The organism is Chloroflexus sp. (assembly GCF_056331925.1).
In genome coordinates, this window is record NZ_JBWGQH010000001.1 from 320,784 (window position 1) to 335,946 (window position 15,163).

Sequence of the window (15,163 nt, forward strand, 5' to 3'; positions counted from 1 at the left end):
CGACGCTGTGCCGCCGGAGGGCTAATCTCCACAGGGGTACTGCCCGTGCAACGCACGGGAGTGTGCGCCGGGCGCTCACGATTCCTCGGTACATCTGCCGGTTGACCGGCACAGGAGCCGCCTGCCTCCACCAACCCCAGGTGCGATCCCCCGCGCATGAGGCGGTCTGGCGTGGTGCATCCGCACCGACGCAACCCCAACGACCGGATTACGCCGCGCAGTCGGTGAGTCGTGCCCATGCCTCAAGGATGAGGCGGCGTGTCCAGTATTCGCCGTACTGGTTGATCTCGGTGGTCTTCAACACCCGGAACGTCTCGCCGGGGAAGGTGCTGGCCGATACTCGTGCCGCATAGCCGGTCGGCTCCAGAGGGTCGGTCACCTCCTCGGTGGGGTCGAGGATGGTTGCCAACTCGTGCGGAGTGAGGTCGGCGGGATCGAGGATGTAGCGGAGCTGTTTGCGGGTGAGACCATAGCGCCGGGCGTAGTAGGCATCCAGTTCGGCGCGGAGCACGGTCCGTCGTGCGTCGTCCCAGCGGAAGGGCGGGAACGGCGCTGCGTCGGCCCAGGTGGGCGGAGTTGGATCGACGCCACCGGTGACGGCGCGGTTCACGTCCCATTGGACACGGATCGCAGCCTGCACCGGTGCAGCGGCCCCGTTCCAAACATCGGTTGCGAACGCGGCCAGATCCCACGCGGTGTAGCTGAGTTCCAGCACCCGCGGCACAATGAAGATCAGATCGGCGGTGGTGTAGGCGTCCGGTGGGAGGACGGGGAGTTGGCGGAGGATGAAGAAACCTAACGACGTTCCACCTATCTTTTGCCGAGCAACGAAATCGAACACCAGTGCGTTGAGATTGGCCATCAGACACGTGATTCGGACAGGATCGGTCCCTGACATGATCAGGGGCATTTTATTATTCACTCCCACCCACGGGACAAAACTGACGATAGCGGTACGTAGATTGGTTGCGTTGGTCACATCGCGAAACCCCAGCAGCCAGCGATGCGACCATCCGCGCACACGTGCGGCAACCTCCGCTGCCGGTACCCAGTACCACGGTTGGACGACGAAGGTCGGATCGGCGTGCTGGGCCGCGCTTGGTGTGGGGAGCTGAGTACTCGAACGCTCGGTGATGGTGGCATAGTCGCCGAAGCGATGGTCGTAGTGCCAGATCATCTTGGCTTCGTACAGCGGCAGATACTCGTCGGCGGTCGGCGTCGGCGGAAGGAACCGGTTCCCAACCAGCCGGTACCCTGACGCCATCAAGGCGGACCGGGTGCGGAAGAGGTGCGAGTCGTTGGCCATGTGGAACATACTCAAAAACCGCACGTTCCAGCCGGTGGTCAGTGCGCCATCCCCCGCTTCAGGCGGGATCAGCACCGGCACTCGCTCGTAGATGGCGAGGGTGAGTGCAGCGTCAACGGTGGTGCGGAAGATGGGGAGCGTGCGGGTGGCGGGATTGACGCGGGTGATAGCCGCGGGCGTTAGCTCGTACCGCCGCAGCGGGTCATGCAGGTGGTTGGGATGGGTCGCGAAGCAGACTACCGGAAAGGCCGCTGCCGGTTCTTCCCGTCCACCGAGCAGGAGGATGCAGAACTTGTAACTGCGATGAACACCGGTAAATATCTCTTCCCGATTCGCAAAATCGAAGACTCCGGCAATCTGCCCATGCATCACCAGATCATTGAACAGATGTTTGGTCGTGTCATCAGTGGCGATCCCGGTTGGCACGATCACCCCGGCCCGACCGCTTGGGCGGAGCAGGCTGCGGATACGTTCGACAAACACGGCGTAGGTGTTGATGTCGCCGCGTCCGGCCAGCGGGTAGTGGCCGCTCTGGCGCAAAAAGCGGCCAATGCTTTCGGTGCGGTGCAGGGTGTCCCGATAGGCCTGCCAGAGGGCGGGGTTGGTCTGGGGTAGATCGGCGATCCGACGTTTGCGGGCGGCGGCGTTGGGTGCATCGGCAATCGTGCGGTCGCGGGCGGCAAAAAACTCCTGTTCTTGCAGTTTCATCCGTTCCCACGGCGGATTCGCAAGGATGACATCAAAGCCACCGCGGTCGCCAACCACATCGGGGAAGGCGAGCGGCCAATGCAGCCACGGGGTGGGAATGGTCCATTCCTGCGCTGCGGCCACGGCAGCCGGTGGTGCATGGCCGGCCATGGTCGCCCACACCGCTGCGGTCGTAATCCACGCCGTTTCTGAGGTGTCCGTCGTGCGCCGTTGAAAAAACGCCGCCGTCCACAGATCGCACGCGGTCTGGAGGGTCGTGGCACGTTGCAGCATCTGCGCAAACAGCTCCTGTTTGCGCCGGATGTCGGCGTGGGTCGTATCGGCGATGGCATCGATGCGGCGGATGAGTGCGGCCAGCGCGGAGAGGTCGGGCGACGGTGGGGCATCGAATAAGCCCAATTGCCCGGCCTGTTCGGCGGCATTCCGTTTGGCAACGGCGCGGGCCACGGTGCGCACATCGCTACTCACGGGGTCGAAGGCGCCGGCGGGAATACCGGTGGCGAGGACGGCGAGGTCGCGCACCCCGACCAGGGAATCGCCGCAGACGATGCGGTGGTCGAGGAAGGTCAGCGGTTTGCCACCGTCATGGGCTTCGATCCAAAGGGCAACGCGGGCCAACTCAACCGCGAGTGGGTTGGCATCAACGCCGTAGATACAGTGACCGATCACATCACGCACGGCGCGGCGCACCTGATCGGGTGACGGTTCATCACCATGCGCATCAAGACGGGCCACGACCCGGCCCAAGGTGCGGGCAGCGGCGAGCAAAAAATGCCCGGAGCCGCAGGCGGGATCGAGGATGCGCAGATCGAGCAGGGCGGCGCGTTTGGCGACGGGCGTTGACGCCGAGCGCAGGCGGTCAGCGATCAGCGGTGCCAAGGTTTGCTCGACAACCTCGTGCACCAATTCCGGCGGCGTGTAGTATGAGCCGGTGGTTTTCCGTTCGGAACCGGCGGTGAAGGAAAAAGTCAGACGCCGGCCATCGTCGGCGAGATCGGGGTGGTAGTCGAGCAGGCTCTATCATACCGCCGATGAAGATGCTCGGTTTACTGCAAGCGTGGCAGGTGTAAGATCAAATGTTCGAACACCAATTGTGGACTCACATTATCGCGCAACTGCTGCGCGGCGGTGATGAGGTGTTGCAAGAAGGTGAAGGCAGCGACGGGTGTGACTCGTTGGGCTACGGCATGTAACTCGGCGCGGCGGTCGATGTTGGTGATCGCTTCGTCGCAACCGGCGGCGGTGTAGATGACATCGCGCCACCAACGCTGCCACAACTCTAGCCATGCCAACACGGTCTCTTGGTCACCGGCCCGATATTCCTTGGCCCGCTGCTCGGCCCAATGCAAGCCGGCACCCACATCTTGATGAGACAGGGTGATCAATTCGGTCAGTTGGGCACGGCGCGCAGTTTGGGCATCGGGATCGGACAGTATACTGATGGCCCAACCCACACGGCCATCGCTCCATGCAGCCAGTTCGGCGGCCTGTGCAGGCGCTGCACCACGCGCTTGGAGGGCGGCTGCTACCTGCGCGCGCGGTAAGGGGCGTAAGCGCAACACCCGACAGCGCGATACAATCGTTGGGATCAATTCACTGCTGTGCGCCACCAGCAGGAGGGTGGCGTAATCAGGTGGCTCTTCGAGCGTCTTCAACATCGCATTCGCAGCTTCTTCGCTGAGACGTTCGGCGTCGTGGAGAATAAGCACCCGCCGTTGAGCTTCAAACGGACGGAGAGCCAAATCTCGTTGCCACTCACGGATGGTCGCGATCTTTAATTCCTTCTGCCGGGTCGCTTCATCAGCCTTCGCTGCGGCGGCCTGCGTTGCCATCCCGGCTACCCGCACATCGGGATGGGTACCGTGCTCGATCCGCCGGCAGGTACGGCAGTGCAAACATGGGTCACCATCCTGGCGTTCGCAGAGCAGCACCTGCGCCATACGCAACGCTAACAACGATTTACCGATACCCGACGGCCCGGCGAACAGGTATGCATGCGCTACACGCTGCGTGCGAATGTTACTGCGCAGTTGTTCAATCGCCCATTCATGCCCGTAGATATGCCACATATTCGTCTGCATCGGAGGGGTTGATGGAGGATTACTCATTGCAGAGCATACCGAACCGGCGGCAACCCACATCTGCACCCATCATATCACTTTACGAAACGCCAACACCGCATTCACCCCACCAAACCCAAACGAATTCGAGATTGCCACTTGCAAGGCTGCCGAGCGGGCGACATTCGGCACATAATCGAGATCACACGCTGGGTCGGGGTATTCAAGATTAATCGTTGGTGGTATCACACCGTGATACAACGCCAAAATAGTAGCGGCAGCCTCCACCGCGCCGGCTGCGCCGGTTAGATGCCCGATCATCGACTTGATCGAACTAATCGGTACACTGTAGGCATACTCACCAAAGACTTGCTTAATCGCCCGCGTTTCGGCAATATCGCCGGTGGGAGTGCCGGTAGCGTGGGCGTTAATGTAATCGACCTGCTGTGGCGAGATACGGGCGTGATACAAGGCTCGCTGCATCGCCAACGCAGCACCCTCACCATTGGGATCGGGGGCGGTGACGTGGTAAGCGTCCGCCGAGACGCCATACCCAATCAGCTCGGCCAAGATCGGTGCTCCGCGCCGTTGGGCACTGCTAAGCCGTTCGAGCACCAGCACAGCAGCACCTTCACCGGGAACAAAACCATCACGTAGTGCATCGAATGGGCGTGATGCTCGTGCCGGGTCATCGTTACTGCGCGTACTCAGCGCGCGCAACACACAAAACGCCCCCAAGCTCAGCGCAGTAATCGGCGCTTCGGCACCACCGGCCAACATCACCTCAGCATCACCACGTCGGATCACCGCTGCCGCTTCGCCGATGGCCTGCGCTCCGGCGGCGCAAGCGGTGCAAATAGCCGTCGTGTAGCCGCGCAAACCAAGCTGGATCGCTACCTGACTGGCAGGCATATTGGGCAGGGCCGCCGGAATAAAAAAAGGACTAATCTTCATCCCACCGCGCTGAAGCAACGTCGCTGCCGCCTGTTCAACGTCGGGCATCGAGGTGGTACCGCTCGCAATCAGCACACCCACCTCATCGCAGTACATTCGTTCTAACGGTAAGTGGGCATGTTCGACGGCCATACGCGCGGCGGCCACCGCCATCTGACTCGCCCGCGACATCCGCCGAGCCTCTTTGGCGTCCATAAACGCTTGCGGCTGAAAATCGTTAGCTTGCCCGGCAATTTGGCAAGGATAGCTGCTCGGATCAAAAAAAGTAATCCGTCCGATCGCACTGCGCCCCGCCGTTAACCCCGACCAAAATGGCTCAAGCCCCACCCCGAATGGCGATACCACACCAATACCGGTTACGACGACACGCTGATCGGGGGGCTGTTGGTCGATCACAACCGGTTGCGGCTCAACCGTCGGATCATCGGCCAATATCTCGGCCAGTAACGTCTCGATCTGTGACTCGATAGCTTCGTCCGTCACTTGCTCGCGCACCAGACCGAGCAGTTCAGACCGCAACATTGCGCGCCGATCCTGTGCTCGCGGGGTCATGCGATCCTCCATCAATCTTAACAATTCAAGACTTGAATTATACCATGCCCCACTACCTGCGAAGACATATCGTTGACACTGCTCTGTGATGGCTTACAATGAATGGCACAAGTGCGTTATGCTATCCGGGTTTATCCCGCGGAGTTATTATGACACCTGTGTTATCACAACTTATTCGTCCCGAAATTGCCGATCTCGAACCGTATACTCCAATCGTGCCATTGGAAGTATTGGCCGCTCGGCTCGGCCTGCCGGTCGAACAGATTGTCAAGCTCGATGCCAACGAAAATCCGTATGGGCCCGCCCCGGCGGCGCTGGAGGCCATCCACCGGACGGCAACGTACCACATTTATCCCGATCCTGAACAAACGGCGTTACGCAGCGCCCTCGCGAGCTATACCGGTCGCCCAATTGAGGAGATTCTCTGCGGGGCCGGCGCCGATGAGTTGATCGATTTGGTTTTGCGCCTCATCATTAATCCCGGTGATGCGATTATCGATTGTCCACCGACGTTTGGCATGTACCGATTTGATGCCGGTATCTGTGGCGGGCGGGTGATCAGCGTACCCCGTCGCGCTGATTTTAGCCTTGATTTGCCGGCTATCGAACGCGCGGCAGCGCAGGGAGCCAAAGCGATCTTCCTCACTGCCCCCAACAATCCCACCGGCAATCCGCTCCCCCGCACCGATCTCCTGCGGATCCTCGAACTACCGATCTTGGTGGTAGTCGATGAGGCGTATGTTGAGTTTGCCGAACCCGACCATGCGCCGATTGGGGCCAGCGATCTTCTCGATGATTACCCGAATCTGGTCATCTTACGAACGTTCAGCAAATGGGCCGGTCTCGCCGGATTGCGGGTCGGCTACGGTCTCTTTCCACGCTGGCTGAGTGAACAGCTCTGGAAGATTAAACAACCTTACAATGTATCGGTGGCCGCTCAAGCGGCGGCAGTCGCTTCCCTCAACACCATAACCGAGCTGCGCCGGCGCGTACAAGCTATCGTCGCCGAACGCGAACGGTTGTTTGCCCGTTTGAGTGAGGTTGCCTGCCTGACGCCCTTTCCCAGCGCAGCCAACTTTATCCTTTGTCGGGTAAACGACCGTGATGCGCGTGAACTCAAGCTTGCGCTTGAACGGCGGGGCGTGTTGGTACGTCACTACCGCACGCCACTGCTCGATGGGTATATTCGGATCAGCGTCGGGACGCCGGATCAAACCGATGCCTTGCTCGCCATCCTCGCCGAGGTGACCAATGAGTGAATCGCTCGAACGGATGCTCGCGTTTGCCCGTCGGATAGCGTATGAAGCCGGTCAGATCACGTTACGTTACTTTCAGCAAGAGGTGACCATCGAGCGGAAAGCCGATGCGTCACCGGTAACGATTGCCGACCGGGAAGCCGAACGGTATCTGCGCACCGCCATTACCGCTGCCTATCCCGATCACGCGGTACTCGGCGAAGAAGATGGCTTGACCGGCAGTGAGTATGCAACCTACCGCTGGGTGCTCGACCCTATCGACGGGACCAAGAGTTTTGTCCGCGGTGTACCGCTGTACGGTGTGTTGATCGGATTGCTCCGCGCCGGTGAGCCGGTGTTGGGTGTGATCCACATTCCCGCACTGGCCGAGACGGTCGCGGCTGCGCAAGGATTGGGGTGTGATTGGAACGGTCGCCCCTGTCGTGTCTCCAGCGTAACGGCCCTGCGTGAGAGTTTGGTCGTCGGTACGACGGCTCACGGCTACGAGCGCTACGGCAAAGCCGCTGCCTTCCGACGGATCATCGAACGGGCCGGTCTCTTTCGGACGTGGGGCGATTGCTATGGGTATGTGCTGGTTGCTACCGGGCGGGCCGAAGTGGCACTCGATCCGGTAATGAATGTCTGGGATGCCGCCGCTCTCTTCCCAATCTTGAGCGAGGCCGGTGGTACGTACACCGACTGGCAGGGCGTACCGACGATCTACAATGAGGAAGGGATCGGAAGCAACCGTCACGTCTTACCCGAATTGTTGGCGCTTATTTCTGAGGAGGAGGCATGAACGCCGATGAATATCAGCAGCTCGCGTTGCGAACGCTGGCTGCCGGACTCAGTAGGCAAGAGCGATTGACCAATGCGGCGCTCGGCTTAACCGGTGAAGCGGGAGAAGTAGCCGATACCGTCAAAAAGCATCTCTTCCACGGTCACCCGCTCGACCGCGAGGCCATGATGAAAGAGCTAGGCGATGTGTTATGGTACGCAGCGCTGGCGTGTGATGCGCTTGATACGTCATTAAGCACGGTAATGGCAGCGAATATCGAAAAACTGCGCCGCCGTTACCCGGAGGGATTTAGTAGTGAACGAAGCCAACAGCGCAATGAGTGATGCCCGCCGGGCAACCATCGAGCGAACCACCGGCGAAACGAGTGTTACGCTCACATTGACGATTGACGGTAGTGGGCAGGCCGATATTCAGACCGGAATAGGGTTTCTCGACCACATGCTCACCCTGTGGGCCAAGCATGGTCTCTTCGACCTTACTGTTCGCGCACACGGCGATTTGCATGTGGATGAACATCACACCGCCGAAGATGTGTGTATTTGTTTGGGGCGCGCTCTTGATCAGGCGCTAGGGACACGGGCCGGGATTGTGCGTACCGCACACAGCTTTGTACCGATGGACGAAGCATTAGCCCTTGTCGCGGTTGATTTGGGTGGCCGTCCCTACTGTGTTATACAGGCCGAGTTTGCCACGCCGCGCGTTGGTCAGCTCGGCACCGACCTCATCGGTCATCTGTTCGAGAGCATTGCCTTCAACGGCCGGTTTAATCTCCATGCGCAAGTTTTGTACGGGCGTAACGACCATCACAAGATCGAGGCTCTGTTCAAAGCGTGTGGACGGGCGCTTGACGCAGCTACACGCTACGATCCAAGGCTTGGTGGTACGATTCCCAGCACAAAGGGCGTTTTATGATAGGGTTCTTAGCTGCTGCCATCCTTAGCTTCGTGCCGGCATTTATCTATGCAACGATTGCCTACTGGCTCGACCGATTTGAAAAAGAACCGCGTCGGCTTCTGTTCGGCGCTTTCTTTTGGGGAGCGTTTGTTGCAACTCTTGGCGCCATTGTCTGGACGGGCCTCGCCCAAGCCTCACTGGCGATGTTTATCGGGGAAGCATCGGCAGAGGTCGCAGGTACCACCTTGCTCGCGCCGCTGGTCGAAGAGAGTTTGAAGGGATTAGCCGTTGTTATCATCATGCTGGCATTCCCCGAAGAGTTCGACTCGCGCCTCGACGGGATGCTTTACGCAGCGATCACCGCTCTTGGCTTTGCCGCCACCGAAAACGTGCTGTATCTCTACTTTGCCGGGTACGCTGAAGGTGGGATCGGTGGCTTGATCACCCTGTTTGTGCTGCGGGTCATCTTGGGTGGTTGGGGACATGCCGTCTACACGGCGTGGATTGGTTTAGGCCTCGCAATGTCACGCCTTCACCCCAACCGCACGGTGCGGATTATCTCACCATTTGCCGGTTGGCTGCTGGCCGTCTGTCTGCACGCTTTGCATAACACGATGGCGGTCGTGCTGGCCGGCACATTTGGATTGACCGGTCTCGGCGTGACTCTGATTGTTGATTGGGTGTCGTGGATTGTGGTGTTGGGCTTAGTACTCTGGGAAATTCGGCGCGAGCAACTGCATATTGCCGAGTACCTTGCTGAAGAGGTGAGTGTCGGTCTCATCTCGCCGGCTCACTATCATGCTGCCAAATCGTTCAGCGGTCAGCTTCGTAACCGGGTGCGTAGTGCTGCTGCACGCCGCTTCTACGAGGCCTGTGCCGAGTTGGCGCACAAAAAGCATCACTTGCTCAACGGTGTTGGGAATCGACAGAATGTGATGGCACGCATTCAACAACTACGTCGCGAAATTGCGCAATTGGCGCCGGAAGTGCCGGCGTAGCCGTAGGAGGGCACGTATAGCAACGGCTGGCTGAGCGTGGCGAAACCTCCGCTAGGCTTCCACATCCTCATGAAGCTTTGAGTTGCCCTATTCACTCAAATGCTCGGCAATCCGATGCCGAGTACGCTGGTACGCCCGGTGACACAGTTCAAGCAACAATCGCTGCTCCGCCTGAATACGCCGTCGCTCTTCGTCACAGCGGTCAGTGTGGATGATGGCTGCTTGCAATTCAGATGCTATCGCATTCAGATCGGTTAACGCCTGCTCGGCAAACGGTGGTTGCGGTTGGATGAGGCTCAGTACGGCAGTCAATCGGTGCAGACTACGCAGCAAATCCTGAGCCGTAAGCGTACCTGAACCCACCTCAGACTCAAACAGCGGCACATAGGCCTTCTTAGCGTCAGGCAGGGTTAGTACTTGCCGGCGCACACGGGTATAAAGACGCTGCGCACGTACTTCACACTCCCAACGTGCAGCCAGCGCCGACCGCCATGCCGCCAATGCCGCAGTGCTCTGCTCTTGCCGCTCTGCCAGAATTGCCTGCAAGTGCGCATGATGAGCCAGCTCCTCGTCAGCAAACGGTAACCGATGGCGAAGCTGCTGAAGGAGCGCGATGATCTGATTGAGAGATTCGATGGGAGAAGTTTGTAAGGTTATGGCTGTCACGGTAGACCTCGCACTGGTGGGAGATGGCCACTACAGTTTATCGTAGTAGATGCTTCGCTCTTCCGTCTATAGTACAACAGGTTGATTTTTGGTTAGGACTACGCTGTACCGACGGAGTCGGTTGCATCCAACTGATGAGCTACATCGTCAAAGCAGTGGCATGGCAAGATAGCATGATACAATAATGATGCTCGTGACCGGTGCGAAAGGAGAAGCAGATGGGACTGCTCAATCAAATCGGCAAAACGCTTTCACAGGTCACCGACCGCGCAAAATTCGAAGCCGAGAAATTCCAAAAAACGACGCGCTTACAGTTCGAAATTAATGAACTCCGCCGTCAAATCGATCTCAAGCTTATGGAATTGGGCCAACGCGCCTATGACTTACAGCGCGCAGGCCAGATTCATGCACCTTCGCTGGCCGAATTGAGTACGACGATTGATCAACTGCGGGCAACGCTTGTGGCTCGCGAAGAAGAGCTGAAGCAGGCCCAGCGCGAGGTATACGTCGAACCAACCCCAACGACACCGCCACCAATTACGTCACCTACCGTACAATCGGTGCCGATCAGCGAAGCATCATCTCCCAAGCCGGCCACCGAATCAAAAATCTGTGGGCAGTGTGGTTTTGTGATGCCGGGTAATGCCATCTTTTGCCCAAGCTGTGGCACACGTGTGGGGTGATAGTGTGTGATCGGGCATGATCCCAGACCGCCATCACGTGATATGATCAGGCCACTATGGTGCCACTACTTACCGTTCGCGATCTTGAGATTGTGCTCGCCGCAAAGCCGATCCTTAGCGGGATTAGTTTCGAGCTTGACCATGGCGACATTCTCGGCGTGGCCGGCCTGCGTAGCGCCGGTAAGTCGGTGCTCTTGCAGACGCTGGCCGGCATCTACCCACCCACCTCCGGTGAGGTGCAGATCGAGGGGCAGCCAATGCGCTGGCGGACACCGTTAGCGCAACAGCGCGGGATTGAGTTCGTACCCCAAACGCCGGCGCTGGTCGATCTGTTACCTGTATTGGCGAACATCTTTCTTGGCCGCGAACAGAGACGGCAACGGCTCGATCAGGCAACGATGGCGCAGATTGCGTATCGGTGGCTCGAACAGTTTGGCTTGCCATACACCTTTGCCCATCAGCGTGCCGGTGATCTAACCGAAGAAGAACGGCAGCTCGTGGCCCTGATGCGAGCATTTGTCCGACCTGGGCGGTTGCTGATCCTCGATGAGGCTCTCGCTTCGATCAGCTTTGCTCGTCAGCAGACGATCCTCCACCATCTACGCGCGTTAGCAGCCAACGGCACCGGCATCATTCTCAGTAGCGATGATCTCAACCTGCTTTTTGCGATCACCAATCGGGTGTTAGTGCTTTACCAGGGGCGACAAGCGGCACTCCACCGTACCGCCGATACGACACCGCGTGAGATCGTGGAGTTGATGGTGGGTTCGGTACGCCAAGAACGGGTCACACCGTTAATTTGGGCATTTGAGAATTATTATCAGGCTCAGCAACAAGCCGAATCGTTGCGCCAACAACAACTACAACTGCGTGACAATCTTGCCGAACAAGATTCGCTCAACCGCGAATTGGTGCGGCGGCTCCACGATCAGATGGTCGCCCTCAATCAATTAAATCAAGCGCTGCAAGAGGCAAATCACCGGCTAATTGCCGAACGGGAAGCTGAGCGCAAAGCCCTCGCTCGCGAATTGCACGATCAGGTAATTCAAGATTTGCTCAGTTTTAATTACCAACTCGAACACCTCGAAGAGGAGATCGAAGCGGCAGAAACGGCACACGAACTGCAAGTCATTCGCCGTGGGATTCGCGAAGTAGTGGGCATGTTGCGCCAAATCTGTAGCGATCTGCGTCCACCAACGCTCGACAGCCACGGCCTGGCAGCGGCGTTACGTTCGTTGGTGAGCCAATGGAGTGAGCAGACCGGGATTCAGGTGGAGTTGATCCTCGCCGAACCGCTCGAACGCTGGTCAGAGACGATTGAGCTGACAGTGTTTCGGATTGTGCAAGAGGGCCTCAACAATGTCCGCAAGCACGCCCGCGCTAGCCGGGTGGTCCTCGAAGTACGACGCACGTCGGCGGCGGGAATTATGGTACGATTGGCCGATAATGGGCGTGGAATGGCGACTCCGCCCGACTTGCAACATCTCGCCGAACAGAAGCATTTTGGCTTGATCAGCATCAGCGAGCGGGTATCGCTATTACGCGGCACGTTGCAGATTGGGCGATCGGTGTGGGGTGGATTGGAATTGCAGATCGAGATTCCCAATCCATCACCATTCCCGGCGGAAGGGGTTGGTGTGGCAGGATGAGCGTTGCCGCAAGTGTCGCCTCGGCACCGTTCCCTTGCACTCACTTGCGCCGTAGTGTATCTTCGACCACTTGCCGCACGGTAGCTGCATCAAGGTCTTTCTTATCGAGGAAGGCGAGCGCGCCGGCTTCCAGACCCAACCGACGGAACTCCCGATCGGGATAGGCACTGATTAGGATCACCCGCGTGTTGGGTGAGACGCTTTTCAGCCGGCGTAGACATTGAATCCCGTCACCATCTTGCAAGATCACATCCACGAAGACCAGATCGGGCGTGATTTGGCGGAGTAAGCGGGTCGCTTCGTGGCAATCCTCCGCCTCGTAGATCTGCGATTCGGCGCAAGCCTTACCGATCATACGCTTGAGTTGGGCACGGTAGCGCTCGTTATCGTCAATGATCATGACCGTCAGTGGGGTAGGGCTTGTTGAAGGTTCGCGGCTGAGGGCAGCTTCGTGTCCCGATTCGGCCAGTAATTCGGGATGGCGCAGCGCAAACTGGTAGGCTTCGAGCCGGCTACTGACGCGAATAGTACGATAGAGGGCAGTCAGGTGATTTTCGATGGTCTTAATGCTTAGATCCATCTCTTGGGCCATGCGACGGTTGTCGTAGCCTTGCGCGATCAGGCGTAAGAGATCACGCTGGCGTTTGGTGAGTGTGATCGGTGAGGAATGCGCTACTTGTGGTGCAGCCTGGATCAGGCGGCTGAGCAACGGGCTAGAGATCCAGTTGCCACCGGCCATAATCCGTTGGACTGCCAGTTGGAGATCGCTGAGCGGCTGGTCTTTGAGGTGGTAGCCGTTAACGCCGGCGGCAAGCATGCCCACGACGTAAGATTGATCATCGTAGGCACTGACGACTAATATCTTCATAGCCGGATAATCAGCGTGGATTTGGCGGATGGTAGCAATCGGATCAAAGTCCGGCATCGCGACATCAACCACCAATAAATCAGGGTGATGCTGGGCCAGTACGGCGAGCAGTTGTGGGCCGGTCGCCGCCTCGCCTACCACCTCGCAATCGGGTAAGGCGGCTAAGGCAGTGCGCAAACCGGCCCGCACAACGGCATGGTCATCGGCCAACACGACGCGGGTTATGCCCATCGTCCATTCCCCACCACGGTTGAACTATCGGCGTCTCACACCAAAGAGATGATGAGTATTATCGCCGAAGAAACCGCTTGGGGCAAATATTCCGGTCGGGCAGCCCCCGCCCGACCGGCGCCGATCATTACCCGGCGCGGCCACGCCGACGTGTCGATACATCGAAAATCACGGCGGCAACCAAGACTAAACCGCGCACGATGTATTGGTACGCAATATCAATACCCATCAGGTTCATCCCGCTGGTCAGCGACACATACACCAGCGCACCGATGATGGAACCGATCACATTGCCAACGCCACCCGCCGCCGACACTCCACCGATGTAGGCAGCAGCGATGGCATCAAGTTCAAACAGAGTACCGGCAGTAGTGGTTGCCGACCGTAACCGCGAGGCGAACAAAATGCCCGATAACGCTGAAAGTACACCCATCGACGCAAACACAATATAGGTGATGCGCTTGACGCTGATACCGCTCAGTTCAGCCGCCTCGGGGTTGCCACCGACCGCGTAAATATGGCGGCCCAACACGGTTTGGGTGGTGATGAAGTGATAGATCGCCACCACCACCAGCACAATCACCATCGTCCACGAGAGGCCATTGTAGCCGGCCATAATCCACGACAACAAGCCGATTAATGCTGAAATGAAGACCAGCTTGAGTACAAACATGTCGGTGGGTAAGACTTCAAAATGGTATGCCAGCTTCCTGTTGCGGGTACGAATTTCGCTGAAAATAAAGGTAACGATCGCAATGACACCAAGCAGAAGGGTGAGTGTATGGTAGCCGGGGATCAACGTAAACGGCACATCGGGGATAAAACCATTCCCAATCGCGTTGAAGCTCTCGTCTTCGATAATAATGGTACCGGTACCGGCGGTGACCAACTGCAACGCACCACGATAGATCAACCAACCGGCCAGTGAAGCGACAAACGAAGGAATCCTCAATTCCGCGACCGGCAACGCTGTCAGCAAACCGGCCAGTCCACCCAAGACCAACACCATCGGCACCACCACAATGGTCGGTAGATCCCAGAACCGCAGTGCGATTGCGGCCACCGCACCGAGAAAGCCGGCCAAAAACCCAACCGATAGATCGATGTGGCGAATGATAATCACCAGGGTCATTCCCACCGCCAACACCGCAATGTAGCCGGTCTGGTTGATCAGATTGCTGAGGTTACGCGACGAGATAAAAATACCGTTGGTGGTGATCGAAAAAATAATCATTATCACAAATAGGGCGATGAACATGCCGTATTGGCGAATATTCTGCCCCAACACCCGCCGTAGATTCTGAACAAATGTACCCTGCGTGCTCATCATCTCCTCCACACTGTGATCATCGCCAAACACCAGTGTGCCTAAGCGTGGGCAAGATTGCTCGCTCCGCTCGCAATGACAGCGGGGACTGCGCTCACCCTAACCCCCTGCTGTCATTGTGAAAGCGCGCCCGCGCCCGAGAAATCTTAACGTGCGGCAGATTCTCGCTCCGCTCGCAATGACAGCGGGGACTGCGCTCACCCTAACCCCCTGCTGTCATTGCGAGGGCGCAC

General features: G+C 58.4%; 13 protein-coding genes. 7 read left to right on the top strand and 6 right to left on the bottom strand.

The features are described 5' to 3' along the window. Positions 1 to 208 precede the first annotated feature (208 nt). The 3 genes from AC01ZF_RS01345 to fabF all read right to left on the bottom strand — a co-directional run bounded on the left by AC01ZF_RS01345 (position 209) and on the right by fabF (position 5,580). Positions 209 to 3,028, bottom strand: coding sequence for an Eco57I restriction-modification methylase domain-containing protein (locus AC01ZF_RS01345; protein WP_476575057.1), 2,820 nt, complete (start codon positions 3,026 to 3,028; stop codon positions 209 to 211). A gap of 32 nt (positions 3,029 to 3,060) precedes the next feature. Next, positions 3,061 to 4,083, bottom strand: coding sequence for a DNA polymerase III subunit delta' (gene holB / locus AC01ZF_RS01350; RefSeq protein WP_424675575.1), 1,023 nt, complete (start codon positions 4,081 to 4,083; stop codon positions 3,061 to 3,063). Positions 4,084 to 4,164: 81 nt separating this feature from the next. Continuing rightward, positions 4,165 to 5,580, bottom strand: a complete 1,416-nt coding sequence (gene fabF / locus AC01ZF_RS01355) for a beta-ketoacyl-ACP synthase II (protein ID WP_424675574.1) — start codon at positions 5,578 to 5,580, stop codon at positions 4,165 to 4,167. A 149-nt stretch (positions 5,581 to 5,729) separates the two neighbouring features. Here fabF and hisC point away from each other — a divergent pair, with 149 nt between their 5' ends. From hisC to AC01ZF_RS01380, 5 genes are read left to right on the top strand one after another with little or no spacing between them, the layout of a single operon-like run. Beyond that, the gene (gene hisC / locus AC01ZF_RS01360; RefSeq protein WP_424675573.1) at positions 5,730 to 6,839 is read left to right on the top strand and encodes a histidinol-phosphate transaminase; all 1,110 of its coding nucleotides are present in this window, start codon (positions 5,730 to 5,732) and stop codon (positions 6,837 to 6,839) included. Beyond that, entirely contained in the window at positions 6,832 to 7,614 is a 783-nt protein-coding gene (locus AC01ZF_RS01365; protein ID WP_424675572.1) for an inositol monophosphatase family protein, read from the top strand. Before hisC ends, AC01ZF_RS01365 begins: the two co-directional genes overlap by 8 nt. After that, positions 7,611 to 7,937, top strand: coding sequence for a nucleoside triphosphate pyrophosphohydrolase family protein (locus AC01ZF_RS01370; RefSeq protein WP_476575052.1), 327 nt, complete (start codon positions 7,611 to 7,613; stop codon positions 7,935 to 7,937). Before AC01ZF_RS01365 ends, AC01ZF_RS01370 begins: the two co-directional genes overlap by 4 nt. Continuing rightward, positions 7,930 to 8,526 (top strand): imidazoleglycerol-phosphate dehydratase HisB, encoded by a 597-nt coding sequence (gene hisB, locus AC01ZF_RS01375; protein WP_424675605.1) that lies wholly within the window; start codon positions 7,930 to 7,932, stop codon positions 8,524 to 8,526. Before AC01ZF_RS01370 ends, hisB begins: the two co-directional genes overlap by 8 nt. Then, positions 8,523 to 9,506 carry a PrsW family intramembrane metalloprotease gene (locus AC01ZF_RS01380; protein WP_424675570.1) on the top strand — a complete coding sequence of 328 codons (984 nt, stop codon included), beginning with the start codon at positions 8,523 to 8,525 and terminating at the stop codon, positions 9,504 to 9,506. The genes hisB and AC01ZF_RS01380 overlap by 4 nt, the downstream gene beginning before the upstream one ends. An 87-nt stretch (positions 9,507 to 9,593) precedes the next feature. Here AC01ZF_RS01380 and AC01ZF_RS01385 read toward each other — a convergent pair whose 3' ends face one another. Then, positions 9,594 to 10,172 (bottom strand): hypothetical protein, encoded by a 579-nt coding sequence (locus AC01ZF_RS01385; RefSeq protein ID WP_428113383.1) that lies wholly within the window; start codon positions 10,170 to 10,172, stop codon positions 9,594 to 9,596. A 218-nt stretch (positions 10,173 to 10,390) separates the two neighbouring features. Here AC01ZF_RS01385 and AC01ZF_RS01390 point away from each other — a divergent pair, with 218 nt between their 5' ends. Both AC01ZF_RS01390 and AC01ZF_RS01395 read left to right on the top strand, forming a co-directional pair. Next, positions 10,391 to 10,855: a zinc ribbon domain-containing protein gene (locus tag AC01ZF_RS01390; protein WP_424675568.1), complete on the top strand. Its 465-nt coding sequence runs from the start codon at positions 10,391 to 10,393 to the stop codon at positions 10,853 to 10,855. Between the two features lie 56 nt (positions 10,856 to 10,911). Continuing rightward, complete coding sequence (locus AC01ZF_RS01395; protein ID WP_476575053.1) at positions 10,912 to 12,504, top strand: ATP-binding cassette domain-containing protein; 1,593 nt, start codon at positions 10,912 to 10,914, stop codon at positions 12,502 to 12,504. 40 nt (positions 12,505 to 12,544) lie between these two features. Here AC01ZF_RS01395 and AC01ZF_RS01400 read toward each other — a convergent pair whose 3' ends face one another. Continuing rightward, entirely contained in the window at positions 12,545 to 13,603 is a 1,059-nt protein-coding gene (locus AC01ZF_RS01400; protein ID WP_424675566.1) for a response regulator, read from the bottom strand. A 127-nt stretch (positions 13,604 to 13,730) separates the two neighbouring features. Beyond that, complete coding sequence (locus tag AC01ZF_RS01405; RefSeq protein WP_476575054.1) at positions 13,731 to 14,933, bottom strand: sugar ABC transporter permease; 1,203 nt, start codon at positions 14,931 to 14,933, stop codon at positions 13,731 to 13,733. Positions 14,934 to 15,163: the final 230 nt, after the last annotated feature.